Annotated in this window: 24 protein-coding genes and 1 pseudogene; 14 read left to right on the top strand and 11 right to left on the bottom strand. The window is 37.5% G+C overall.

Annotation, left to right across the window (positions count from 1 at the left end; translation table 11 throughout):
• Positions 1-87: 87 nt before the first annotated feature.
• Complete coding sequence (locus tag BKP57_RS10235; RefSeq protein WP_072741482.1) at positions 88-591, top strand: hypothetical protein; 504 nt, start codon at positions 88-90, stop codon at positions 589-591.
• Positions 592-611: 20 nt separating this feature from the next.
• Positions 612-1,967: a PTS cellobiose transporter subunit IIC gene (gene celB, locus BKP57_RS10230; RefSeq protein ID WP_072741481.1), complete on the top strand. Its 1,356-nt coding sequence runs from the start codon at positions 612-614 to the stop codon at positions 1,965-1,967.
• A 381-nt stretch (positions 1,968-2,348) separates the two neighbouring features.
• Here celB and BKP57_RS10225 read toward each other — a convergent pair whose 3' ends face one another.
• The 3 genes and pseudogenes from BKP57_RS10225 to BKP57_RS10215 all read right to left on the bottom strand — a co-directional run bounded on the left by BKP57_RS10225 (position 2,349) and on the right by BKP57_RS10215 (position 6,139).
• Positions 2,349-3,539, bottom strand: coding sequence for a coenzyme F420-0:L-glutamate ligase (locus tag BKP57_RS10225; RefSeq protein WP_072741480.1), 1,191 nt, complete (start codon positions 3,537-3,539; stop codon positions 2,349-2,351).
• A gap of 217 nt (positions 3,540-3,756) precedes the next feature.
• Positions 3,757-5,250, bottom strand: coding sequence for an aldehyde dehydrogenase family protein (locus BKP57_RS10220; RefSeq protein WP_072741479.1), 1,494 nt, complete (start codon positions 5,248-5,250; stop codon positions 3,757-3,759).
• Between the two features lie 433 nt (positions 5,251-5,683).
• Positions 5,684-6,139 (bottom strand): annotated as a pseudogene (locus BKP57_RS10215) (VOC family protein).
• Between the two features lie 374 nt (positions 6,140-6,513).
• Between BKP57_RS10215 and BKP57_RS23130 the strand changes: the two are divergent.
• From BKP57_RS23130 to BKP57_RS22830, 3 genes are read left to right on the top strand one after another with little or no spacing between them, the layout of a single operon-like run.
• Entirely contained in the window at positions 6,514-6,636 is a 123-nt protein-coding gene (locus BKP57_RS23130; RefSeq protein WP_257786706.1) for a hypothetical protein, read from the top strand.
• Positions 6,637-6,647: 11 nt separating this feature from the next.
• Positions 6,648-6,770: a WYL domain-containing protein gene (locus tag BKP57_RS22835; RefSeq protein ID WP_232231414.1), complete on the top strand. Its 123-nt coding sequence runs from the start codon at positions 6,648-6,650 to the stop codon at positions 6,768-6,770.
• A complete protein-coding gene (locus BKP57_RS22830) occupies positions 6,767-7,024 on the top strand; it encodes a hypothetical protein (protein WP_232231381.1) in 258 nt (85 codons plus the stop codon). The genes BKP57_RS22835 and BKP57_RS22830 overlap by 4 nt, the downstream gene beginning before the upstream one ends.
• A 999-nt stretch (positions 7,025-8,023) precedes the next feature.
• Here the strand turns inward: BKP57_RS22830 and BKP57_RS22065 are convergent.
• On the bottom strand, positions 8,024-8,167 hold the full coding sequence (locus BKP57_RS22065) for a hypothetical protein (RefSeq protein WP_156875313.1): 144 nt from the start codon (positions 8,165-8,167) through the stop codon (positions 8,024-8,026).
• A 353-nt stretch (positions 8,168-8,520) separates the two neighbouring features.
• Between BKP57_RS22065 and BKP57_RS10200 the strand changes: the two genes are divergently transcribed.
• Complete coding sequence (locus tag BKP57_RS10200; RefSeq protein WP_050350665.1) at positions 8,521-9,576, top strand: alpha/beta hydrolase fold domain-containing protein; 1,056 nt, start codon at positions 8,521-8,523, stop codon at positions 9,574-9,576.
• A gap of 462 nt (positions 9,577-10,038) precedes the next feature.
• Here the strand turns inward: BKP57_RS10200 and BKP57_RS10195 are convergent, their stop codons facing one another.
• The 5 genes from BKP57_RS10195 to BKP57_RS10175 form a co-directional block, all read right to left on the bottom strand.
• Positions 10,039-10,449, bottom strand: coding sequence for a DUF3021 domain-containing protein (locus BKP57_RS10195; RefSeq protein ID WP_072741477.1), 411 nt, complete (start codon positions 10,447-10,449; stop codon positions 10,039-10,041).
• Positions 10,439-10,903, bottom strand: a complete 465-nt coding sequence (locus tag BKP57_RS10190) for a LytTR family DNA-binding domain-containing protein (RefSeq protein WP_050350667.1) — start codon at positions 10,901-10,903, stop codon at positions 10,439-10,441. Before BKP57_RS10190 ends, BKP57_RS10195 begins: the two co-directional genes overlap by 11 nt.
• Before the next feature lie 25 nt (positions 10,904-10,928).
• Positions 10,929-11,675, bottom strand: a complete 747-nt coding sequence (locus BKP57_RS10185; protein ID WP_050350668.1) for an ABC transporter permease — start codon at positions 11,673-11,675, stop codon at positions 10,929-10,931.
• Positions 11,676-11,698: 23 nt separating this feature from the next.
• Entirely contained in the window at positions 11,699-12,604 is a 906-nt protein-coding gene (locus BKP57_RS10180) for an ABC transporter ATP-binding protein (protein WP_050350669.1), read from the bottom strand.
• A 494-nt stretch (positions 12,605-13,098) separates the two neighbouring features.
• Positions 13,099-13,335 (bottom strand): NTF2-like N-terminal transpeptidase domain-containing protein, encoded by a 237-nt coding sequence (locus tag BKP57_RS10175; RefSeq protein ID WP_050350670.1) that lies wholly within the window; start codon positions 13,333-13,335, stop codon positions 13,099-13,101.
• Between the two features lie 440 nt (positions 13,336-13,775).
• On the opposite strand from BKP57_RS10175, the gene BKP57_RS10170 reads away from it, so the two are divergent.
• The 4 genes from BKP57_RS10170 to BKP57_RS10155 all read left to right on the top strand — a co-directional run bounded on the left by BKP57_RS10170 (position 13,776) and on the right by BKP57_RS10155 (position 18,675).
• Positions 13,776-15,575, top strand: a complete 1,800-nt coding sequence (locus BKP57_RS10170) for a BlaR1 family beta-lactam sensor/signal transducer (RefSeq protein WP_072741475.1) — start codon at positions 13,776-13,778, stop codon at positions 15,573-15,575.
• Positions 15,576-15,634: 59 nt separating this feature from the next.
• Complete coding sequence (gene blaI / locus BKP57_RS10165) at positions 15,635-16,024, top strand: penicillinase repressor BlaI (RefSeq protein ID WP_072741474.1); 390 nt, start codon at positions 15,635-15,637, stop codon at positions 16,022-16,024.
• A 366-nt stretch (positions 16,025-16,390) separates the two neighbouring features.
• On the top strand, positions 16,391-17,437 hold the full coding sequence (locus BKP57_RS10160) for an ArsR/SmtB family transcription factor (protein WP_373314151.1): 1,047 nt from the start codon (positions 16,391-16,393) through the stop codon (positions 17,435-17,437).
• A gap of 14 nt (positions 17,438-17,451) precedes the next feature.
• The gene (locus BKP57_RS10155) at positions 17,452-18,675 is read left to right on the top strand and encodes an MFS transporter (RefSeq protein WP_050350673.1); all 1,224 of its coding nucleotides are present in this window, start codon (positions 17,452-17,454) and stop codon (positions 18,673-18,675) included.
• 263 nt (positions 18,676-18,938) lie between these two features.
• Here BKP57_RS10155 and BKP57_RS10150 read toward each other — a convergent pair whose 3' ends face one another.
• Positions 18,939-19,622 carry an aspartate/glutamate racemase family protein gene (locus tag BKP57_RS10150; RefSeq protein WP_072742413.1) on the bottom strand — a complete coding sequence of 228 codons (684 nt, stop codon included), beginning with the start codon at positions 19,620-19,622 and terminating at the stop codon, positions 18,939-18,941.
• A gap of 309 nt (positions 19,623-19,931) precedes the next feature.
• Between BKP57_RS10150 and BKP57_RS10145 the strand changes: the two genes are divergently transcribed.
• The 3 genes from BKP57_RS10145 (at position 19,932) to BKP57_RS22820 (ending at position 22,789) form a co-directional block, all read left to right on the top strand.
• Positions 19,932-20,777, top strand: a complete 846-nt coding sequence (locus BKP57_RS10145; protein WP_072741473.1) for an AraC family transcriptional regulator — start codon at positions 19,932-19,934, stop codon at positions 20,775-20,777.
• Between the two features lie 1,048 nt (positions 20,778-21,825).
• The gene (locus BKP57_RS22825; RefSeq protein WP_232231379.1) at positions 21,826-22,503 is read left to right on the top strand and encodes a reverse transcriptase domain-containing protein; all 678 of its coding nucleotides are present in this window, start codon (positions 21,826-21,828) and stop codon (positions 22,501-22,503) included.
• 25 nt (positions 22,504-22,528) lie between these two features.
• Complete coding sequence (locus tag BKP57_RS22820) at positions 22,529-22,789, top strand: group II intron maturase-specific domain-containing protein (RefSeq protein WP_232231378.1); 261 nt, start codon at positions 22,529-22,531, stop codon at positions 22,787-22,789.
• 201 nt (positions 22,790-22,990) lie between these two features.
• Here BKP57_RS22820 and BKP57_RS10130 read toward each other — a convergent pair whose 3' ends face one another.
• A complete protein-coding gene (locus tag BKP57_RS10130; RefSeq protein ID WP_072741472.1) occupies positions 22,991-23,608 on the bottom strand; it encodes a TetR/AcrR family transcriptional regulator in 618 nt (205 codons plus the stop codon).
• Between the two features lie 225 nt (positions 23,609-23,833).
• Between BKP57_RS10130 and BKP57_RS10125 the strand changes: the two genes are divergently transcribed.
• Complete coding sequence (locus tag BKP57_RS10125; RefSeq protein WP_072741471.1) at positions 23,834-24,595, top strand: SDR family oxidoreductase; 762 nt, start codon at positions 23,834-23,836, stop codon at positions 24,593-24,595.
• Positions 24,596-24,747 lie beyond the last annotated feature (152 nt).

Here is a 24,747-nt window from a genome sequence, read left to right as displayed (position 1 = left end):
TGCGATTAATAAATAAATGGCTCTTCGCTATCAACTTAAATTTTTGTTAATTGGCGAAGGGCTAAATAAAAAATGAGGGATTTGTATATGGAAAACAATGAAATAACACTTATGGAACAAAATAGAAAAAAGTTAAGTATTAAATCCATGTACTTTAATCGATATTTACTTATACGATATGTTTCTGCATTATTCTTTTTTACACATTTATATTGGTTAATTTCAATGTTTATGAGTGGCTCAACACTATTTTTTATCCCTTTAATGTTAATTATTGCGTTAGTCATTAGTATTGCTGAGCAAGTAAAAATATATAGCAACCATACCAACAATGCCAAGCGCACCAAATATTGTTTTATCATGTTACTTTTGACAAATGTCACGTTGATCCTATCGGTTTGCTTTTCGTCTATTTTCACGCACCTATATCCTTTTCTCTTCAATCAAGATAAGACTAGAATATTAGTTTTAGTCATTTTGTTTATTGGGATATTGTTAAGTGTATTTGTTCTCTATCGTTTAAACCAGATTAAACATAATGAAGATAAGCATTTTAAACGTATTAAACAATATGAAGAAATAATTAGTTAACTTTGGAAAGGGGTATTTCTATGGCGACAGAAAACAAAGTATTTGCTCTATTGGAAAAATATCTAATGGGTCCCATGGGTAAAGTTGCTTCCTTACGCGTTGTACGTGCAGTAATGGCTGCGGGGATGGCTTCTATTCCGTTTGTCATCGTAGGCTCGATGTTCTTGGTACTTAACGTTTTACCTCAAACATTTACATTTTTAGAAGGCTTTTATAATAGTACTTTTTTTAGAATTAGTGATTTGTATATGTTAGCGAACAAAGCGACAATGGGTATATTAGCGCTATATTTTGGACTTGTAATAGGGTATGAGTATACAAAAATACTTGCTGAAGAAGAAGGCTTAAATTTAAATCCATTGAATGGTGCTTTACTATCCATGTTTGCATTTTTTATGACTATTCCTCAATTAGTTTTAGAAAACGGGAAAATGTCCTTAGTAGAGAAAATGGATGAAAACAACGCCATTCTTTATGGTTGGGAAATGGTTGGAGATGGGGTTAGTCGTTTAGGGGCAACTGGAATATTCACTGCGATTATTATGTCTGTTGTCGCTGTTCAATTATATCGCTTATGTGTGAAACGAAATTGGGTTATAAAAATGCCCGAAGCAGTACCAGAGGGTGTATCTAGATCCTTCACAGCATTAATTCCAGCATTCTTAGTTGCTTTTGCTGTTTTACTAATTAATGGTATTTTCATTGCATTAGGTACGGATATATTTAAAATAGTAGCCATTCCATTTGGATTTGTTGTTAATTTAACGAATAGTTGGTTAGGTATCCTGATTATTTTCTTTATTATTCATGCGCTGTGGATTGTAGGTATTCATGGGGCAACTATTGTTGGGGGATTCTTAACGCCAATTGTTCTTGCCAATATGCAATCCAACATAGATGGGGCTAATATTCCATATGCTGGTGAATTTAATAATGCTTTTGTAATTATAGGCGGTTCTGGTGCTACTTTAGGTTTAGTATTATTTATTGCCTTTTTTGCGAAATCAAAACAATTAAAAGTGCTAGGTAAAGCAGCTGTTGCGCCCGGTATCTTTAATATTAATGAACCGATCATTTTTGGATTACCTATAGTCTATAACCCATATCTAGCTATACCGTTCTTTTTAGCTCCAATGGCAGCAGCTTCAATCGGTTATTGGGCAATTAAGCTAAATATGGTTGAAGCTATTATTGCGCAAATGCCTTGGCCAACTCCAATAGGTGCAGGTGCTTTTATTAGTACAGGTGGGGATATAATGGCTGTCGTTGTTGCAGTGATTTGTGCCATTGTAGCATTTCTCATATGGCTGCCATTTATAAAATTATACGATAAGAAATTAGTAGAACAGGAAAAAGGGGAAGAAGCATTCATTTAAGTTCAAATAGTTAGTTAGAAATTTCGCGAGATTAGCTTAATACGAATGGGTGCATTTATCCCGCATATTAGGTGCTGTAAGACTCCCATTTGAGGAGTTGGATAACCTTGTACTTCACAACAACTCTCTAAGTGGGAGCTAGCAGCACCTAAATGCCCTGTTTCGTGGGGGGCTTCTAGGTCATACCTTTGGGCTACTAACAATCAGTCGGGAAAGAATGCCCCCCACTCATGGAAGCTTCACTTTATTGAGTGCGCTTACTATTGCTGTAGATTGATTAATCGTATCCACAGCTTTTTAACTCTTAAACATCCTTTAGTTTTGAAAGGAAAGATAATGAAACCAGACACCAACAAAAATCGCTGGTGCCTGGCTTCTTACTTACTTCGTATAATTATCAAAATATCCTTGGATATAAATAATCGGTGTACCTTTATCGCCACTACCTGAGGTTAAGTCAGATAAGGAGCCAATAAGATCAGTAAGCTTTCTTGGCGTTGTTCCTTGTGTTTCCATGGATCCTACAAGATCTTCGTCTTTATTTTCAATATAGTTGTTAATCGCTTCCTCAAGTTCCTTTCCTTTTAAGTCAGCAAAGTTATTATCAGCAAGGTACTTTAATTTCACTTCGTTTGGTGTGCCTTCAAGACCAGATGTATAAGCTGGTGAAACTACAGGGTCAGCAAGCTCCCAGATTTTCCCCACAGGGTCTTTAAATGCACCATCGCCGTATACCATCACTTCTACATTATTTCCAGTCTTTTCCTTAAGCATCTGTTGGATTTTATCTACAACAGGCTGACAATTTCTAGGGAAAAGCTTAACTGTATTCTCTGTGGATTTATTAGAACCTAAAAGGCCGTAAGCTTCATTATAACCACTGCCATCAATAGATTTGGTTAAGATGTCATCCAAACTGTAAACTTTTTCTGCCCCGTTCGCCGTTAAAATTCTTTTCGTTCTGAATCGTGAATGAATATCACAGCTGAGTACATTTTTCGTGTAGTCTAGGATCGTTTTTGGATCATTGGCGAAAATAACTTCACATTCAATCCCATATTCTTTCACAATGGATTTATAGTAATCAATATAGTCAATACCAGTAAACGTATGCTTTTGATGACCAAAAAGGTCACGGAATTGTTTTTCTGTTAACACATCTGTCCAAGGGTTAACGCCTTTTTCATCCAGCGTATCAAGATCTACTAAATGATTTCCCACTTCATCAGATGGATAGTTTAGCATCAGCACAATTTTTTTAGCGCCTTTCGCAATACCACGGAGACAAATTGCGAAACGATTCCGACTTAAAATAGGAAATATAACCCCAATTGTTTCTTCACCAAATTTGGCTTGGACGTCCGCAGCGATATGATCGATCGAAGCGTAATTGCCTTGAGCACGCGCTACGACTGATTCTGTAACAGTAACGATATCCTTATCATTTATTTGAAAGCCTTCCACCTCGGAAGCTTTTAATACACTATTTACCACAATGTCTTCAATTTTGTCACCTTGATTAATAATGGGGCAACGAAGACCTCTGACAACTGTTCCGACTACTCTTTCCAAATTAATCGCTCCTAACCATGCTAAAAATAAAACACTTCTACTAGTAATATACATGAATAAAGGGCAATAAGTAAAACAAATGTATCAAATATTGATTAAAAAACGAATGATTTTACGAATTTATGTCAGAACGATCGTATATTAATAATTCCTCTCTACGTAAAAAAGCTGTGTCTTATAAGCTAGCATTGCTTATAAACACAGCTCTTTAAAATGATTAATAGAGTCCGTCTTTTTCCTCTTTCATACTGATGAAAATATTTTTTGTTTGGGTATAAGCATCGAGAATACTTTTATATGTCTCACGACCAATACCCGATTTTTTATAACCACCAAATGGTGCACCGGCAGAGAAGTTCGTATACTGGTTCACCCACATACGGCCTGTTTCTACTTTACGGGATACACGCAAAGCCGTGTTTAGATCCTTTGTCCATACTCCGCCGCCAAGCCCGTATTCGGATTCATTTGCTAAGCGAATGGCTTCTTCTTCTGTCTTAAATTTAATCACCGTAGCGACAGGTCCAAAGATCTCTTCTTGTGAGATACGCATATTGTTATCTGCATCAGCAAGAATAGTTGGTGCCATAAATACACCATTTTCTAAGCCGTTTTCCTTGATTTGATAACCGCCTGTTATCAATTTAGCGCCTTCTTTTTGACCAAGTTCAACGTATTGTAATATTTTATCAAGTTGCTTTTGATTGATTTGTGCACCCATTTGCACGCCATCTTCCCAAGGGAGACCGACCTTAATATTTTCGAAAGCTGTTTTTAATTCACTAACAAATTTATCATAGATGCCCTCTTGAACAAAAATACGTGATCCAGCACTACATACTTGCCCTTGGTTAAATAAAATACCTAATTGAGCACCTTCAATTGCTCTTTCCCAAGGAGCATCATTAAAGAAAATATTTGCCGATTTTCCACCTAGTTCTAATGTAGATGGTATTAAACGGTCAGCGGCTGCTTTTGCTACTGTATAACCAACTTCTGTTGATCCAGTAAAGGCTAATTTACTAATGCCTTCATGATGGAGCATGTAATCCCCTGAATCAGCACCTCTACCAGTAATGACGTTAACAACACCTGGAGGTAATACTTGATCCAATAATTTAGCTAATTCTAATATGCTAAGAGAAGTTGATGAAGACGGATGAATAATAACGGTATTCCCTGCTGCAATTGCAGGAGCAATTTTCCAAGCAGCCATTAATAATGGGAAGTTCCATGGAATAATTTGACCTACAACACCAATTGGTTCTTTTAAAGTTAATGTTAATGTTTCATCATCTAATTCTTTGGCAGTTCCTTCTTCAGAACGAATAACGCCAGCGAAATAGCGAAAATGATCTGCACTTAATGGAACATCGGCGCCGCGTGATTCTCTCAGTGGTTTACCATTATCCAATGTTTCAACCATTGCTAAATGATCTGCATGTTCATCGATCAAATCAGCAATGTTAAGAAGTAATTTACTTCTTTCTTCAACGCCGACAGTTTTCCAAGATTGAAATGCTTTTGTCGCTGCTTCAACTGCTGCATCGACATCAGCATGTGTCGCATCAATCACTTCAGAGAGTTTTTCACCAGTACTAGGATTGTAGCTAGCTATTTTTCTGCCTTCCGTGCCTTCTACCCATTGACCGCCAATATATAGCTTGTACGATGGATCAATGAGCTGCGCTGTATTCACTTTGCTGTTCATGACTCCTTACTCCCTCTCTTTTTCTAAAATATTTACTTATACTGTATATTTTACTTGGTGATGAAACTGTTTACAATAAAATAGCTTATAGCTCAGAATTTCTGTAGAAGAGGAGTTTTTAGTTTATCTCGTATAAGGTGCTGTAGGATTCTCGAGGCAATATTTCAATCATTCATCCATTGTTATGTAGATTACCCTCTAGTTTTGGGCAATAAGTACTGTCCCTGATGAATATCTTGATGTTGTGCTCTACTATAGATAAATATTCTAAATCTATCACATCAATACTTCTAATTGAAAGGCTTCTACGATAACAGAAAAAAACAAACTCTAAAAATCCCCCAATTAGGAGCTTCAGAGTTTGTTTGGAAATGCTGTCTTATTGCGTATTCCAATAAAATATTGACGAGGTCCCAACTCTAATAGTACAAATTTAATTTACGAAACTATCAAGGAATTTACTTGCCTCACTATTAAATTTCCACATTACATCAAATTTATCGATTAACATTCCAAAGCTTGCTGACTATGGCGTAGAAGATAACGGCATGATCACAGTGCCGCCTTCTGAAAGCTTTTCAAAACTTTGTTTATTCATTTCTGGACCAGCATCGATGATACTAATTAAGACGGTATTCCCCTTTGTGACTTCACCTGTCACAGCTTCCATAGAAGGTAGAACATCAGAGATCATTAATGTATTTCCTGAAAACTCAATACGAGATTCCATGATCATGTTTTGTTCTTCTTCCGTTAATGGAGCATTTGGGTTCTGACCAAAATCCCCAAATTTAACCTTTTTTACGCTTGTTGCCTGTAATGCCTTTTCATAAAAACCTAATGCTTTTTCTGCCTTTCCAGCAAATTGTAGATATGCTATTGCTTCCATCATTTATTACCTCCTCCTGAACATAGACGACAACAGTATGTCGTATATGGGAGGAAAATATGAAAAAAATTGAGCGACTTATCTCAATAGTTATGATCCTGCTACAAAAGGAAGTTGTTTCGGCGTCAGAATTTAGTCGGCTTTTAATGTAACGAAACGACGATTCAACGTGATATGGAAACATTAAGTTATGCAAACATCCCTATTTATGCGAAGTATGGTGCTGAAGGAGGGTACGCGCTAATGGAAGAGTGTAAGTTCGATAAGCGCTATTAAATAGTCAAGATATTGAAAATATACTCGTAGCTTTAGGCGGGTTTGAGCAACTGATTACGAATCAAGAAATTCAAACTACGATTCAAAAAATTAACGGAATGACCAGTGCAAATATTGCTCCGAAACTTGATTTAACTTTTTATGATTGGCCAGGAAGAAGTCAAATCAAAGAAGATATTTTATTTATTAAGCAAGCAATTGAGCATAATTGGGGTTGTTAAATTTTGAATATGTGGATCAAAAAGGAAACAAGACGTATAGAGTTGTAGAACCTTATAAAGTACATTTAAGGGAGATGCATTGGTATCTTTTTGCATATAGTTTGAACGGGAAGACTATCGAACGTTTAAATTGACAAGAATATTAAATATCCAAAAAGGCGGTTCTTTTCTCTCAAGGGCTGATAAAGAATGTAGGGAAGTAAAACAACACAACGATCAACAAAATTTGGTTAGTGTACAGCTATTGTTAGATGTTGCTGTAAGAGATCAATTTATTGAGAGATACGGGAAAAATCTCGTTAAAAAAGTGTCGACAAGAGATTACCTTGCGACAATTGAATTGCCTGAGAACCGATTTTCTTTCCAATTTTTTAGCAGGATTCGGTAATAAAGTTAAAATTATAACGCCTAAAGGTTTTATTACGAATTATGTAAACTTTTTGAAGGAAACAGTTGAGCTTTACAATTAACATGTTCATAGGATGGCTACAAGAGAGGATGTAATGGTAGCAAACGTTCCATTCCCTTACTCCATAATTGATTCGTCGACCATTGTCTTTCCACTGACCGTTTTTTGTTACTCTACTACTTGCATAGTGATTCTTTAATCATAAAATGAATTCTGTTAAATCTTTTATGGTTATGACTTTAAAATCGGCTATTTTGTCGAGAACAACTTGAATTGTCGCTAAGACTTTGGGCGAAAGCTATCTTTTTCATATAATAAAGCCTAAAATTTTATACTTTTATAATACAAAAAAGTAATCATCCCAAGCCTTGCAAGCATTAGGTGATTACTTTTTTTCTAATGTGAGCTGCCCCTTCCCCCTTCAAGGTTACTGAATGAACTATTTGGTGTTGCTGCCCAGGTAGTTATATTTATTAACTTTTTAATTATAGCTTACTCGAATTTTAAAAAAATGAAAAATGCAGTTGTTACAGTCGTAGAAGGGCAACATCATGTGATTAGCTACCACCTTATATCCGCAAATATTACCTTATACATTCTTCTCGCGCATGGCGGAGGAATTTTTATTTACATAAACGAGCTCAAAGTCTTGTTTACTAATCTAATAGTTATTAAAAAACCCTATATTAATACCTGTTAACCTGTGCAAGAAATCAACTTCCACCATCCAGTCTCTCTCCAGCATTTCATGGATATCAATGATCCTTTTTTTATAAAGATAAGAAAGTATAAAATGAGGTGCTTGGAGATAACGAAATAACTGAATAGCCACGTCCGGCTTCAGCGCCCAGCAACTAGGCGACTTCACGAAATCGCCCTACGATAAGTCATCATCGGTTCGTCGCTAAGGGGAAGGCCGACTAAAAACGGGCTTGCCGCTCAGGCGTCGGCATACCCCTGGTTGCAGGGGCATGATTCCTAAATCTTTAGTTGATTCGTTCCATTCGCTACGTTGCTAAACGGGCGCCCTGCGCCTTTGTTCACAATTAAATCCATAATCGTTTTAACCTTTTGTGGTTTTTGTATCGGAAAGACGTCATCTAATGGTTCTTGTTTTAACAAGTGAAAAAGGAAAGCCTCTGGAAATCTAATAGGTAAGACATATACGAAGGAGACGCCTAGCTAGGTAAGCGTTTTACCCTATTGATTTGTTAAAGTAGGCGACTTACGATATGCTTGGAAAAAGGCAGTTTTTCTAAAACCAGTGCTATGCAGTGGCTTAGAAAGAAAACAGCTATAAAACGTAAATTTACTTTTTTAAACCCTTGTTTTGTTTACCAAAGCGAAGACAGGGAATCTTTATTGGTGTGATCCCTTTAAGTTTATATCAACAATCGTCTTTATTACAGACGATTTTTTCAAGTGTTTCCTAATATAAAGACCACATATAAGATAAATACGAAAGGAAGGTCATCATGCATTTATCTAATCATTCATTGATGAAAAGTATAGAAACAGCTGATACGCGAATGCGAGTGAAACTTGTTCCAGGAAAGGACGAGTCAGGTTATCTAGACCCAAAAACACTTGCAGAGCTAAGTATGACTGAAGATAGATCGTCTTCAGAAACCATAAGTGAACCTACGGTAGAAATGATGCGCGCTGGAATTGGGTGGCAAAATGCTAAAGATATTACAACCCATGAGCTCGTAGTGGAAGATAAAGAATTTGAGGGTATTCCTGTTCGAACATATGAGAGAAAAGATGTAGTGAATGAAGTGTTACCTGCTATTGTGTTTTATCATGGAGGCGGATTTTTTGGCGGTTCATTAGACACTGTTGATTTACCGTGTAGACGCTTAGCGGATTTGGCTGGGATACGAGTTTTTTCCGTGGAGTATGGTTTAGCACCAGAGCACCCCTATCCGGAAGCTGTTATAAATGCACATAAAATGGTAGTCTATATCCATCATCATCACGAGGAATTAAAAGTAAATGTAAATCACCTGAATGTAATGGGAGATTCGGCTGGTGGAAACTTAACGTATGTCGTTTCTTTATTAGACAGGCTATATGGAACGAACTATATTAAGAATGCTGTTTCCGTTTACCCAGTAGTTTATCAAGGAAAGAACGAAGAGCAATTGAAACGTTTTTATGATTTATCTGCAATTAAAGTACATGAGCATGAGGAGCTGGTGCATCAACATATAAAAGGATTTATGGATTTCTTTTATTTTATTGATCGCTGGTATATTCAAGATGCGGACCCCGAGAGCTGGATGATTTCACCGTATAATGTGGAAGGAGATTTACTGAAAAACATGCCACGAACCTTATATATTGCTGGTGAATATGACGCTTTACGTCTTCAGGGAGATGCTTTTTATGAGCAGGCTAAAAAAGCAGGTACAGATATTTATTGTTTACGCTACAACGGGATGATTCACTCATTTATGGATAAGGTTGGCGACTACGTACAAGCAGACGACTGTTTAAAAGAGTCTGTACAGTTTATATTAGATTCATAATCATTTGTCATGAAGCTAATAATAAAACATAAATGATTAAGAATTAGAGACAGACGGTTTAAAGATATGCTTTTAGTGTAAGTAACCATAAAGATAACGTGACTTATGCTCTAAATATGACAACCAGCGTTCCTAGGCGCTGGTTGTAGTTTGAGACATATAGTGTATCACCCGCTTTTTCCGGCAGCTAAAGGGTGTATGAATAATTCGCTTTATCTCGCATACAAGGTGTAAGATTTTCACTTCTAGAATTGAAGATCCATATACGGCAACAAGTAAAAGGATCTAAATGCCCGATTTGCATAGAGGCCTAAAAATCAGCGGGGGTGAAAGAAAGTCTCCACTGATTGAAGATACACTTGTTATCTCTTTCCATACAAGCGCTAACCAAATAGCCGTTAAGAGCTAAAGCTTTAAAGCGCTTTACTGCCTTAGAAGCATTTCTAAGCCCCTTTCCCCCTTTTACTTATTTTTTTGCAAGGTATCGTTTAGAGAGGACTCAACTCTCTTATAATAAAGTGTGTATCCAAACCAAAACAACGCATAAACAATCGTAAAGCCAATAATCGTAACTAAAATTGCTTTCCAATGGAAAGGAACCCAGTGTAGAGAAAGCGCAAAGGTAAAGTAGATAGTTATAGATAAACTGTAGTGTACTAAGGTTTTCTTTAGAGGGCTCCAACTTTCCAGCTCAAAAATAAAGGAGGCTAGACCGTAGTAAATACCAAGGGCAAGACTTGCTAACGTATAAAGCCATATCTGAAAGATAGGGAGTGTTACGTTTAATATCATCAGAATCGTTAAGGCGGTAAAGACTGCTATCGCCCCATAAGCGATTCCGTATATCATTCGGCGCAAAATTTTAGCTATCATGACGAAGTCCTCCCGACGTCAGTTTCTCTTTGACGCTTGTCACATATTTACGTGTAATATATTCTTTATTTCCTGAGGAAAAGTAAACACAGAGATTTCCATTAAAGGAGAGCTCAAACCGTTGAATACGATTTACATTACCAATCACCGATTTAGAAAAACGAATGAAATGACTGTTAGCAAGCGTCTCCTCTACTTCATACAATTTCATTTTAATTTCCAATCGTCGTCCATTTTCAAGTGCTGCGTAAACTTTCCTTTTTTCTGAATAAATATAATCAATCGTTTCCGGATCTAAGACGACTGTTTGCTCTTCCTCCACGCCAAATAACCGTTTCGGCTTTTCTTTTTTAATCAAAGCGACAAGCTGCTGCAGTTCATCTGTCCACTCATTCGTTTGAATAATAATGGAAGTCTCCTCATATTGATCGTCGATATCGATTTTTACTTTCATTATATTCCTCCCACTAATGAACCAATTAATGCTTCGCGCGTTTTAAAAAGCTTGGGTAGGCAAAGAATGCAATGATGAAACCAACCGCACCGAATGTGAGTAAAATGAGACTAGCGATAAAGAAATCATTGTAAGCCAATGTTCCGACCATCGTTTCTTGAAATGCGTTATGTGCCCAATATTGAGGCGTTAGTTTTCCAACCTTTTGGAAAAATGATGGCATCGCTTCCAAGGGCATCCAAAGCCCGCCTAATAATGCGCCACCTAAAGCAATGACTTGTGTAACCGCGACGCCCATATTGCTAGTACGGATAAGTAAGGATAACGCTAGCCCAAGCCCTGTAATGCAGATAGTTAGGATAAGTGCTAACATACCGAGCAATAAAGGTTGTTCTATTGGAATATTATAAACGACTTTTCCAAAAGTGAGCAATACCATAATTTGAGTAAACACAATCACTACATATGGTGACCATTTTCCAAACAGATAAGCGTATGGAGAAAGGGGGGTACTTGCAAGTCGTGCCACCATTCCTTTGTCACGGTCTTCAATAAATGAAAATCCCATCGAGATCATTATGAAAAACACAAACATCACTACATATCCGGGTACAATGGATATAATCACATACTCCTTATCGGCACCTTCTGTCCCAGCGGTAAAAATTGAAATAAATAAAACAGTAAAAATGATTGGCAGCAGAAATGTCCAAAAGTAAAGTCCTTTATCCTGTGCATTTTTCATCAGTTCCATTTGCAAAATAGATCTCATAACTATTCCCTCCTCATCTTGTTTTAAGCGCGAAGCTCCGTTCCAGTAAGCTTGAAAAATATATCCTCTAACGTTGGATAGGTAAGCTCAAATTGCTTTAACACCAGCTTTTTTTCTCTACATGCGCGCAGCAGTTCCTCCATTGTCCACATAGGATTAGCCGTTGTTAGCTTATAGCCATTTTTATATGGTTGTACATGATCTGATAATTGGTGGAGATCAGCAAGCAATCTTTCACTATTTTGACAGGCGAAAAAGATGGCAGGTACAGCATATTTTTCGATTAAGCTATTGATTGTGTCATGTTCGATTATTTTTCCTTGATCAATAAATGCTACTTCATCACAAATTTTATTTACTTCCTCTATATAGTGACTAGAATAAATAATGGTACGATTTTCTTCCTTCATTTGCTTAATCATGTCTAAAATATAATGTCTTGATTGTGGATCAATGCCGACTGTTGGCTCATCCATAATAATGAATTGTGGCTCATGCATCAGTGCACATCCTATATTTAAACGGCGTTTCATACCACCTGAAAAAGTTTTCACTTTATCTTTTTGTCGCTCGCTCAACCCGATATAGCGCAGTACTTTCTTTGCTTGCTTTTGTAACGCTTTGCCACGTAATTGATATATCCTGCCAAAGAAATATAGGTTTTGGATGGCGGAGACATTTTCTTCTAAACAAATATCCTGAGGAACATATCCAATGGTGCGTTTCTGATCGGTATTGGATGTGCCTGTGAAGATAATCTTACCTTCGTATGCTTGAACAATATGAACAATAATTTTCAAAAGCGTTGATTTCCCTGCTCCATTAGGACCAACTAAGCCTAAGCAAGCCCCCTTGTTAAGCTTCAGGGAAATCTCGTTTAAAGCCGTCGTTTTTCCGTATTTTTTACTGACATTGTTTATCACTAACATCACAAACACCGCCTTTATTAGATGCCTTTAGCATAAAATAAAAGGTTGGATAGGAAGGGAAATCCTACGTAACATTACTCTTTTTATGTACAACATGCAGTAATCGATGTTCCACGATTGAAAACTTCTCGAAGGAGCACACAAGTTGTCAGTTCATAGTACATTTTCATTTATGGATTGTACCTTTTTCTAATTATCTGCTTTCATTTTCATATGGTTCATTTCTAGTAAGGCTATATTTAATGGTTCTCCTTTTATTTTTATCTACCGTTCAGATAGAAATATTGCCATGAAAAAACAGCTGCCAGAACCTAAAAACTCTAACAAATCAAAAACATCATGTATGGGATAACAGTCTTTTGATAAAGGAAGGAGAGTGTCCATAAGATGGTGGAAAAGACAGAGGGTTATTAGTTACAATCAAATTATCTGTTAGGTAGGGGGGATAATATTCTGTATTATATTAATTGCTGTTTTAAAAATAAGGTTCTAAGTCAAATGTTGATGTGGGTGATGTACGAATAACGCTGTAAGGTGTCCATTTTTAGACGGTATCTAAAAGCTTTCGCCTCAGACTCATCATCCGCTTGTTCGTCTTTTATTGCTTCTACCTTCAAGGCTTTAGCTTCTATACCCTGATAAATTTTCTTATATCGCTTAACAAACTGCCATTTTGACACTTTTTCTTTTGTTGCTTGATCCAGCTGCTGATACATTCCCTCGAAGTCCATCTGCTCTCAGCTTGTTAAATATGCTTGATATATATTCTCAGGGTCATCTGATTGGAAGCAGCCCGAAGTACCTAAAAGAAGTAAACTAATCAAGACTGCGCGAAGCCATATTCGTTTCACCGCTATCATCTCCTAACCTAGATTAAAAAAGTACGTAGTAATTAAAAGTCGATTGACTACAAATGTAATCCTATAGGGTACACGAAATTACTAAAAAAATGCAGTAACTCTTTGTTGACTACAATCATAATTCTGTACTACAATTGTAGTCAAGTGAAGTCAACAAAAAATAAAAATATGCCATTTATTCTAATACTATAGGAAACCATCACGTCTAGCATTCTTCGAGTCACTATCTATCCATAAAAATAAATTCCTAATTTTTAATCATTATTGTCAAAACCCTCATTCAACCAAAAAATTAACCTGGAGGGGAATTCATGTTCTTTACGCTTTTTATTACGGGATTGCTTGTTTCTTCCTTTACGATTACTATTATTTTCCTGATTAAAAAAATATTCCAAAATCAGTTATCAGCTAAATGGCATTATAATCTATGGTTTCTCTTGCTATTTGCGTTGACACTTCCTTTTATGCCAACAAATTTAATAGCGAAATCTAACTTTATGCCATTACATACTTTTCAAGGTAATCAGCCGCATGAAAGCAATAGACCAAATGGTGGTGCTGAACAAGCGCTGGTCAAAAGCGATCATACGTGGATGCAGGCTTTTGCAACCAACGTGAATCGTCCTGATCTAGATCATTTTAATATAGTTATTGCGAGTATCTGGCTTATAGGGATATTGGTGCTCTTTATGCTTTACATTCATTCATGGTTGAAGCTCAGAAGCATAAAGCATTCAGCTATGGCGGTAGAAGATAAAGACGTGCTAGACTTATTTAGTGAATGTAAAAGGAGACTGCATATATCCAAAAAGATAAGGTTGTTACAAGCTCCACAGGCTGCATCACCGATGACCTTTGGCCTGTTCACGACATATGTGGTTCTTCCTAGCGGCTTTCAGCAATGGCTTTCTAAAGAAGAGATTAAATATATTTTACTTCATGAACTTACTCATTATAAGCATAAAGACACATTCACGAATTATCTGCTGATTTTTTACCAAATCATCTACTGGTTTAATCCGCTTATATGGATTGCTTTTCGAGCAATGCGTCTTGATAGAGAAATGGCGTGTGATACAGCTGTATTAAATAGGTTGGACAAACATGACCACGCATCGTATGGGAAAACGCTGCTTCACTTTATTCACTCGTCCTCTACCTTCAAGCCTATTTCATTAGCTAATCAGCTGAACGGTTCAAAGTCGCAAATAAAAAGGCGGATTATGAAAATTGCTGTTTATCAACCAGAGCGCAGGAGAAAAAGGCTTGTAAGTATCAGCGTTTTTATGCTAATGTTTATGGTTGTTTTTAGCCAAATTCCATTTGTATCAGCTATGACGTCTAAGCAGGATCGCTATGAATTCCACCATAACCAGATTAGCTATGAAGACTTAAGCGAATACTTTCACAATTATGAGGGCAGCTTTGTCTTATATGATAGAAATGCGGATGCTTATACCATTTACAATCAGGATCACAGTACATTAAGGGTATCGCCTAACTCGACATATAAGATTTTTAGTGCATTATTAGGTTTAGAAACAAATGCAATTACTGCTGATCATTCCACCATGAAATGGAATGGTACTCCATATCCTTATCAGACTTGGAACCAAGATCAAAATCTTTCATCTGCTATGGCATCTTCGGTAACATGGTATTTTCAGGAGATAGATCAGATGGTGCAGGAGGATAAGATCGAAGCATACTTAAAACGGATCAACTACGGAAATCGTGATATTTCAGGAGGCTTAGCTGGATATTGGCTCGAATCCTCTCTACGGATATCTCCTGTAGAGCAGGTACAATTGCTTCATGATTTTTACACAAACCAATTCCAGTTTAAAGAAAGAAATATCCAAGCAGTAAAAGAGGCGATCCAATTAGAAAAAGCAAATGGCTCTGTCCTCTCAGGTAAAACAGGGACAGGCAGCGTGAATGAGAAAAACACAAACGGCTGGTTTATTGGCTATGTAGAGGCAAAGGGGAATACGTACTTTTTTGCCACCAATATTCAGCGAGACGATCATGCTTCTGGACGCGAAGCAACGGATATAACGCTATCGATTTTAAAGGATAAACACATCTATATACCAGATGAGAATTTTTAACTAATCGATGGAGACATTCTAAAGCGTAGCTCTCAGAAAGAATAGGGAGGAAATTAGCAATGACAAAGCATGTACCAAAAATATCGGAAGCTGAGTGGGAAGTCATGGAATCGTTATGGAAACGATCCCCACAGCCGCAAACAGCTAATGAAGTATATAAAGCTTTACAGGGGCATACCGACTGGAGTCCTAAAACAGTGCGCACACTCTTAGATCGACTTGTTCAAAAAGAGGTTGTTGGTGTAAATCGGGATACAAAGGTTTATACGTTTTTCCCTTTGTATTCACAGGATGAATGTCAGCGAACGGAAGCGAAATCTTTTATTCAGCGAATTTATGGAGGAGCATTTAAATCACTCCTCGTTCAGTTTATGGAGGAAGAGTCTTTATCTGATGAGGAAATTAACGAAATACGCTCTATTTTAGATAAGAAAGCAAAAGATAAATAGTAGACAAAACAAGCAGGGGAGTGTGAATTCCTGCTTGTTTTTTGGTTTTCGTTTTATAAATTTGGTTATACCAGCTGATATTTGTAAAGGGGAATGTTAGCATAGTCCGCCTCTTTGCGATAATCTAATTAATGTTTAGGTCTGCTTTCTTTTGCTAACAAGCTTCCTTAATTTTTAGTTTCCTCTCTCGGTCTATTTTTTCTTGCTTATAACAGATAACGATACAATCCTTTTATGTGCATTCCTAAATTGACAATGAACAATCGAAAATAGATGGTGTCTAAATTCTAAATATATCGAACCATATATCCAATATATTTAGAATTTATGTTACTATATAAATGAAATAACGTTGGAGGTGGTAAAGTGGATCATATTTTGCAACTTACTAGTAGAAAAAGGGAGACATACAACGTTCATTTAACGTACTCCCTGCTATGGGAAAGTGCTTTGGGTATAGCAGCAATTACAAATAAAAAACTGATTAACACACTGGAAAGACCAGAAAAATATTGGGGTGAAATAAAGAAATCAATCTCTGACGGACTATTGGAACAACTAGAGTTTGTTGAACAAAATAATACATGGAAGTCATTGTTGCAAATCCTTCATCAACGGGAGTTTAAAGATTTATCGGAATTTATCATTTATATTAACGGACTGCAAGAAACGGAGCTAAGATTCATATGTTTGCCGTTTATCGGAAAGGACTATCAAAATTACAGAGAGAAGGCGGCTCAAGGAGAAAAGAGCTCAGTAGAAAAACTGGTTCAGGCAACAGCTAATAATTCTTTCTTCCCTACTTATATCGAATTCATTAGTCAGTGTGACATTGTCCTTTTAAAGGAACATCTTATTCAAGTAATGAGCAACTGGTATAAAGAGGTTTTAGAACGAGATGTAGCAGAGACAAGCATCATTTTAAAAAATGATTATGAAGCCAAAAAGAAGATGAGCAACAAATTAACACCAGAAGAGTTAGTACAGTGGGCAACTGGGGGTGTGACTTATGCGCCTGAGCCAAGTGTGCATCATGTTTTATTAATACCACAATATATTTACCGCCCGTGGAATATTGAAGCAGATATGGAAGAGACTAAAGTCTTCTATTATCCAGTTGCCAATGAAAGTATTACTCCTAACGATAAATATACGCCAAATAATTTTTTAGTGCTAAAGCATAAGGCATTAGGTGATGAGGCAAGACTCAGAATCGTTAAATTGCTCTCAGAAGAAAATCGTACACTACAGGAGATAACAGACCAACTAGATATTGGGAAGTCGACGATTCATCATCATTTGAAAATTTTAAGAGCAGCAAAATTAGTAGAAATAGTCGGTTCAAAATATTGTTTAAAAAAAGGCGCAATGGAGCTGTTATTCAAGGAGTTAGAAGTATACTTGGAAAAGTAAGGAGGGAGGAATAATTGCCAACATCTATATTAAAGAATAAATCCTTTGTTTCCGTATGGCTTGGAAATGGAATTTCTGAATTAGGCGGGGCTTTCGGAACCTTTTGTAATTCCGTTTTAATCTATCAATTAACTGGCTCTACATTAGCTTTAAGCAGCATGTGGATCTTATATTTTATCCCTTCTCTCATTCTTCAGTTGATGATTGGTCCTTTTATTGACCGCTGGAGTCGCAAATGGATCATGGTCTTTTCTCAATGGGCGAGGGGAATTATTTTCCTAATTCCACTTCTTGCGCTATTTACGGAGACACTTTCGCCCTGGCATATATACTTGGTGCAGATTATTGTCGGGTTAATCACTCCGCTGTATGTCCCAGCAAATCAAGCAATCATACCTACTATTGTTCCTAAAGATCACTTAGAGAAAGCAAATGCTTACATAGATGGAACAGTTAGACTAATGACTTTTATGGCTCCTATCCTAGGTGGGATAGTAGTTGAATATATTGGCGTAACGCGAACGATTATTTTAGTAACTGTCTTATTGATGATAAGCGGGTTTACCCTAATGTTTATTCAAGATTCTAGGAGCGTTCAAGGGATTAGGAAAACATGGGTAAAAGAATTTGTGGAAGGTTTGTCTTACTTTTTTACTAGACCTATTATCGTTTGGTTGGGCGTGTTTTTGGGGTTTGTACAGTTTGGAGTTGGTGTAACGATGGTTACTACACTTCCATATATAACGGAGGAGCTAAATGGTAGTTATGCGGAGTACGGATACTTTATGGCTGGCTTTCCTATTGGGTATATCTTAGGGGCTATGCTAGTTGGCAAGATAACGTCCGAAAGCCGGCGTGTATTAATGCTCGGCGCATTATTTATTGGTGGACTGACATTTATGGCTTTATTTTTTAATACGAGTATTGTCCTAGGTATAGCAACGGAAATAATAGGAGGAATCGTTATGGCTATTTTTAGCATCCATAATATGACAATATGCCAAAAAGCGATACCTCATGATGTAATGGGAAAAGTATTCTCTGTGCGTTTATTCATCATTAGAGGTATTATGCCTTTAGGCGTTCTCGCTGGCGGTTATTTAAGTGAGATATGGGGAGTCCGTTCCTTATATTTATTCATAGGTTCTATCATTTGCATCGTTTCTTTAGTAGGAATCATTCTTCCGTATTTCAAGTTTATTGACAATGATAGAGCTGAACAGCGTGCAGCTTCCTAATTTTGGGTTGAGCAAATCTGTCCTAAAACTGTATACAGCTGAGGGGTTAAGATTTGCGCTCCCAGTCTAAAAAAGGCTCTATCATCACATCCATATTTACTTATTCAATAGAACAGTAAAAGTAATCCTTTTTGGACCTTCTGCCCATCATATCACAAGGCAATAGACATTCCATATCGTTTTTCTAAAAAATGCACCATGCCCTCTTTAAAAAAATTGGCAAGGTCTACAGATAGTTCAGCTGCAAAGAAGCAAATTTTATTCTAAGAGCTTTCTTCTTTTAAAGCCTCATGTACTGCTTCAATTGCATGGATAGCTGTTGTATCAAACAATGGAACTTCAGAATCTTCAGTCTTAATTAATAAACCAATTTCCGTACACCCTAAAATGATCCCTTCAGCACCATTATTAACCAGATCTTGTATCACATTTTTATAATAATTTTTGGATGATTGCTCCATTTTCCCTAAACATAGCTCTTCATAAATAACTTTGTTGACATGGCTACGAGCTTCCTTATCTGGCACTATAACTTTAATACCATTCGATTCGATTCTAGATTTATAAAAATCTTGTTCCATCGTATATTTGGTGCCAAGCAACCCAACTGTTTTGATATTAGAATTTTGAATATGAGTCGCTGTTGCATCAGCAATATGTAATACAGGAATCGTTATCCTCGCTTTAATATAATCAATTACTTTATGCATCTTATTCGTGCAAACTACTATAAATTCTGCGCCTGCTTTTTCTAAAGATGATGCTGCTTTTCCTAATGCTTTACCTGCTGCTTGATAACGTTCCATCTCGTCAAAGTCAACACTATAAAGTACGCATTTTGCTGAATGTAATCCACCCAACCTTCCTTTTACTTCTTCGTTAATTATTCGGTAATACTCTATCGAGGATTCCCAACTCATTCCGCCTATAAGTCCAATAGTTTTGATCACATTTCCTCCAATTTAATTTACATATACCTATAGCAAATTTTACTTATCTTATATGCTATTTCCCTATTCGTCAACTAATAAATTAATACTTTTAATAATTATTTAACACTAGCTACGCAACCAATTGCATGTGTCTTACTGTCGTCCAGAATTTTCACCCTATCGAGGTTTTTATACGTTCTATGTAAAAGTTTAGTTGCAGTTATGGTTTAGAAGAGATGAATTAGACGACTATTTTAGGCAGAAAAAGTCGTACACGAATGTCCCATTTCGATTAAAATATAAGTATGAAAGGAGACGGAGGATATGGACTGGCTGGAGAGAATGAATAACGTACTAGATTACATTGAAGAGAACCTTGAACAAGAAATAAGCTATAAAAAAATGGCGCAAGTGGGCTGCTGCTCAGAATATCATCTTTCCCGAATGTTTTCCGCTATTGCTGGTATACCCCTGTCAGAATATATTCGACGCAGGCGTTTAACCCTTGCTGGATTTGAAATTCAAAAAAGTGATATTCGAATAATGGATGCAGCGATAAAATATGGATATGATTCTGTTGATTCATTCTCCCGTGCTTTCAAGAAGACACATGGATTAACCCCCTCAGTTGCTCGTACAAAGGGGACATCATTAAAAGCCTTTCCTAAAATCTCACTTCAAATATCCATCAAGGGAGATACTGAAATGGAATACCGAATCGAACAGTTAGATTTTGAAATAAAGATTGTTGGAAAAAGTAAACCTGTAAAAACGAGCAATGCGTTTAAAATAATACCTACACTGTGGAATACTGCCAAAAAAGACGGCTTTATGCAAGAGCTTATCGATATGTCCTGGGAAAATCCAAAATGTACCCTTGAAAGTCTGTTAGGTGTTTGTGGCAAAGAAGCAGCTATTACCGATGATGAATTCGCATATTTTATGGGGGTGCGATATGATGGCGATGCACCAAATGATATGGAAACATTGATTATCCCGCCAGCCACTTGGGTTGCTTTCCCTAATATTGTGGACGCTTGGAAAAGACTATACTCGGAATGGGTTCCAACTTCTGGTTATGAACTGGCTAATTTACCGTGTATGGAATGTTATTACCCTCCAAAGCATAAGCCGAGGCATGAACTGTGGGTGCCAATTAATGCTAAATAGCGGTTATGGTGAAAAGAGAGTTTCCTGTAATATGGAAACTCTTTTTGTAACAAGGTAAGAAAGTATAAAATGAGGTCTTGGGGATAACGAAATAACCGAATAGCCACGTCCGGCTCCATCGCCCAGCAACTAGGCGACTTCACGAAATCGCCCTACGATAAGGCCTCATCGGTTCGTCTCTAAGAGGAAGGCCGACTAAACACGGGCTTGCCGCTCAGGCGTCGGCATACCCCTATTTTTAGTGGCATGATTCCTTTATCTTTAGTTGATTCGTTCCATTCGCTACGTGGCTAAACGGGCGCTTGCGCCTTTGTTCGATTCGTTGGACGAAAAATCATTGCACTTTCAACGGACTACCTTATATTCTAGTCAAAATATCGCTGATACTCATTCCTGCAAGGGGCGCCTAAGCAGTATTGGATGTCCATCTGAGTTAGGTTCCCAACACAGGACCAGAAAGTGGCTAATCCATTGTTATGACAGCGTAAGGGTGTGGTGTGATCTGCCATGCTTGCTTTAAGCATTTCCATTTTCGTGGCGCTACCTTGAATCGATTTTCCAATATGTGATAATTGCTTAAATCGCTGAACGGAATTGTGATAGCCATTTTTTTGTGTGCGCCCTGCATGGGCGAAAACTTGGTGGTGAAAGTCCACTACAGGCTTGGCAGTAGGAACTGTTAGCGGAAGGCAAGGTGGCTATCGTGAGGTAGTGGCTGAAGGAAGCTGGACGCAAACTCCTGAACTGACGAACAGAAATTAGATAGAAGGCTGAATTAGGTCGGATAAATCTGCGCAACAAGATAAAGTCCAATACTGCCCGAAACCTATACAGTAAATCTAACAGTTACATGGGAGGAAAGTTTTCGCTCTTACCGGGGGAGGTCTTGTGAGGGTGCAGTGGGAGTTGAATGATAACGAATCAGCACAACCAAAGCGGGGACGTTTTGGTGAATCACAAGAAGTCAGCACAGGTCATAGTAATGTTAACTGACGAAACATGAAGGATCGAACAATAGAAATTTTGAAAGCTCTAGGAGGTGTGGAAGGTGCGACAACTGCAGAAAACAGGAGAATCTGGCTATCGGCAGAGAGATAGTGTGGAACATGAAGGGTATGTCGAAGCGCATAGTACTTTTCATGGTGAACAGAACAATCAAAATGGTGTATCCAATCTGTTTGAAAGAATCCTATCAAGGAACAACTTAAATCAAGCTTACCTTCAAGTAGTCAGAAATAAGGGAGCAGCAGGGATCGACGGTATGACGTACGACCAGCTACTTCCATACCTGAAGGAACACAAGGAGGAACTATTAACCCAGTTACGTCAAGGAAAGTATAAACCGCAACCCGTTCTGCGGGTTGAAATTCCGAAACCAGATGGTGGAAAGAGGAAACTGGGGATTCCCACAGTCATCGATCGAATGCTTCAACAAGCTATCAACCAAGTGTTACAACCGATATTTGAACCAACGTTCTCCGATAATAGTTTTGTGTTTCGTCCAAAACGTAGTGCGCATCATGCCATCATACGGGCGAAATCGTACTACGAACAAGGGTACAAATATGTAGTGGACTTGGATATGAAATCCTACTTCGATACGGTAATCATGACAAACTCATGTACTTCGTGGAAAAACAGATATCTGATAAGCGAGTGCGGTTGGAAGCCCTTTGAAACGGAAGTTTCTTGGCTTCTGTCTATTAGCCACGAAGAATGGGGTTAAAATTCGTCCTCATAACAAAGCGAAAGTGACCGTTCAAGAGAAACTCAAGCGAATCATTAAACGCAATCGTGGGCGGAACCTTGAAGTGATTCTAAAAGATCCAGCAACTTATGACAGGTGGTTAAATTACTATGGCATAGGGGAAATGAAAGGATTCATGAAGAATCTAAATGGATGGTTGAAGCGACGAATTAGACAATATATTTGGAAACAGTGGAAAAATCCACGTACGAAAAGAAAGAATCTAATTCATTTAGGCATCGATAAGCGTAAAGCTTATGAATAGTCGAATACAAGAAAAGGTTACTGGACTATATCAAGTAGCTATGTACTCCATCGTTCATTGACAGATAAAGAACTGGCGTCGAGAGGATATAAAGATATCGCTCTTCAATACCAGTTCGTACACTCAAACTATTGAACCGCCGTATACGGAACCGTACGTACGGTGGTGTGAGAGGGGCGAAAAGTTATTTAGCTTTTCCCTCTACTCGATTTGCTCTATTGCTCGCCTGCTGAACGATGTTTGATAGATACTTAAAATGGGTTTGCAGGAAAGAAAATGAATTAACTGCTCTGCCATATATTTGCTAGAATATTTAAAGTCGCTTTTTACCCACTCTATAATCATTCCCGCAAGCGCATAGGACTGATAGCTTGCCTGCAAATCTTTATTAATTACATGATTTTCTTCCGTACTTTGTAAATCCTCTAAAGCCAAATGTTTGATGACATTACATAATTTAGTCTGTAATCCTGGAGTAATGGTTTCGTGATGAAGAATGGTTTGATAAAAATCTGAGAATCGAGAGATATGGTCAAAAATTTTTATGGTAGAAGCAGTCATTTCCTGAAGGATAAAGGTCTCTTTATTATGGTATGGTTCTCGAAAGGATTGAATGAGATCCGTTATAACATCATCAATAAGTTCTTCCAGCAGATCTTCTAAAATTTGATAGTGTTTATAAAACGTGCCTCGGTTTAAATCAGCTGTCTTAACAACGTCAGTGATAGTAATTTGTTGCAAATCTTTTTCTTTCATAAGTTGAATAAGTGCGGTTTTCAATGCATTTTTCGACTTACGAATTCTTCGATCTACTTTCATAAGCAATTTACCACCAATCTGTTTGTTTTTTATTTACTTATATACACTTTGGACTTCATATGTTGATTTATCAACATGGACGCCTTTTTTTGATTATTGTTACCCTAAGTATAGTACATTATGCTTAGAGTATACAGCTACAAGTATGATTAGTGAGATGGAAGTATTAAAAGAAAGATGTAGATTTTAGCACTAATTCATTTTTCTATTAAAGGAGAGGTAAACTTGAAACTAGAGGGAAAAGTAGCAATCGTGACAGGTTCAGCTTCTGGCATGGGAAAAGCAATCGCTCAGCTTTATGCTAAAGAAGGCGCCAAGGTGGTTGTGTCTGATATTAATAAAGAAGGGGCAGAGGACGTCGCAGCTGGAATTAAAGCAGACGGAGGAACTGCCACAGCAGTAAAGACAAATGTAGCCAATCGTGAGGAAATAGATCAATTAATTAGCACGACAGTAAATGTGTACGGTACATTGGATATTTTAGTCAATAATGCTGGTATTATGGATGGTTTCGAGCCTGCTGGTGATATTGATGATGAAAAGTGGGAGCACGTATTTGCGATTAATACGACCGCGGTCATGCGTTCCACAAGAAAGTCATTATCTGTTTTTTTGGAAAAAGGTAGTGGTGTCATTATAAATATTGCCTCGACAGGTGGTTTAAATGGTGCACATGCAGGCGCTACGTATACTGCGTCGAAGCATGCGGTAATAGGATTTACGAAAAATACTGGCTACATGTATGCGGATAAAGGCATACGCTGTAATGCCATAGCACCTGGTGGTGTAGCAACGAATATTGCTGCTTCCATGAAAAATGTAAATGAATTTGGTATGAGCCGTACGAAGGCAGGACAAGCAGTTATGCCACGGGCTGGGCAAGCGGAAGAAATTGCGAATGTGGCGCTTTTCCTAGGGTCGGATGATTCCAGTTTTATCAATGGCACAGTGATTGTAGCAGATGCAGGCTGGACTTCCGCATTTTAAGGGAATTGGACGGTAAAAAAGTTAGTAGCAAATTTGGGGAGTCCAATTGACTCAAATAAAGGGGTTATCCCGTAACAATTTATTAAATGTTACGGGATTTTGGCATTAGAGGAAGCTTAAAACTGTTTTTGGTCACTATGTAAGTTTATGCA

The sequence above is a fragment of the Virgibacillus sp. 6R genome, assembly GCF_001895305.1.
GTDB classification, from domain to species: Bacteria; Bacillota; Bacilli; order Bacillales; family Amphibacillaceae; genus Virgibacillus; species Virgibacillus pantothenticus.
Note: the sequence above shows the minus strand (reverse complement) of the source record. Positions and strands in the feature narration are given on the sequence as shown.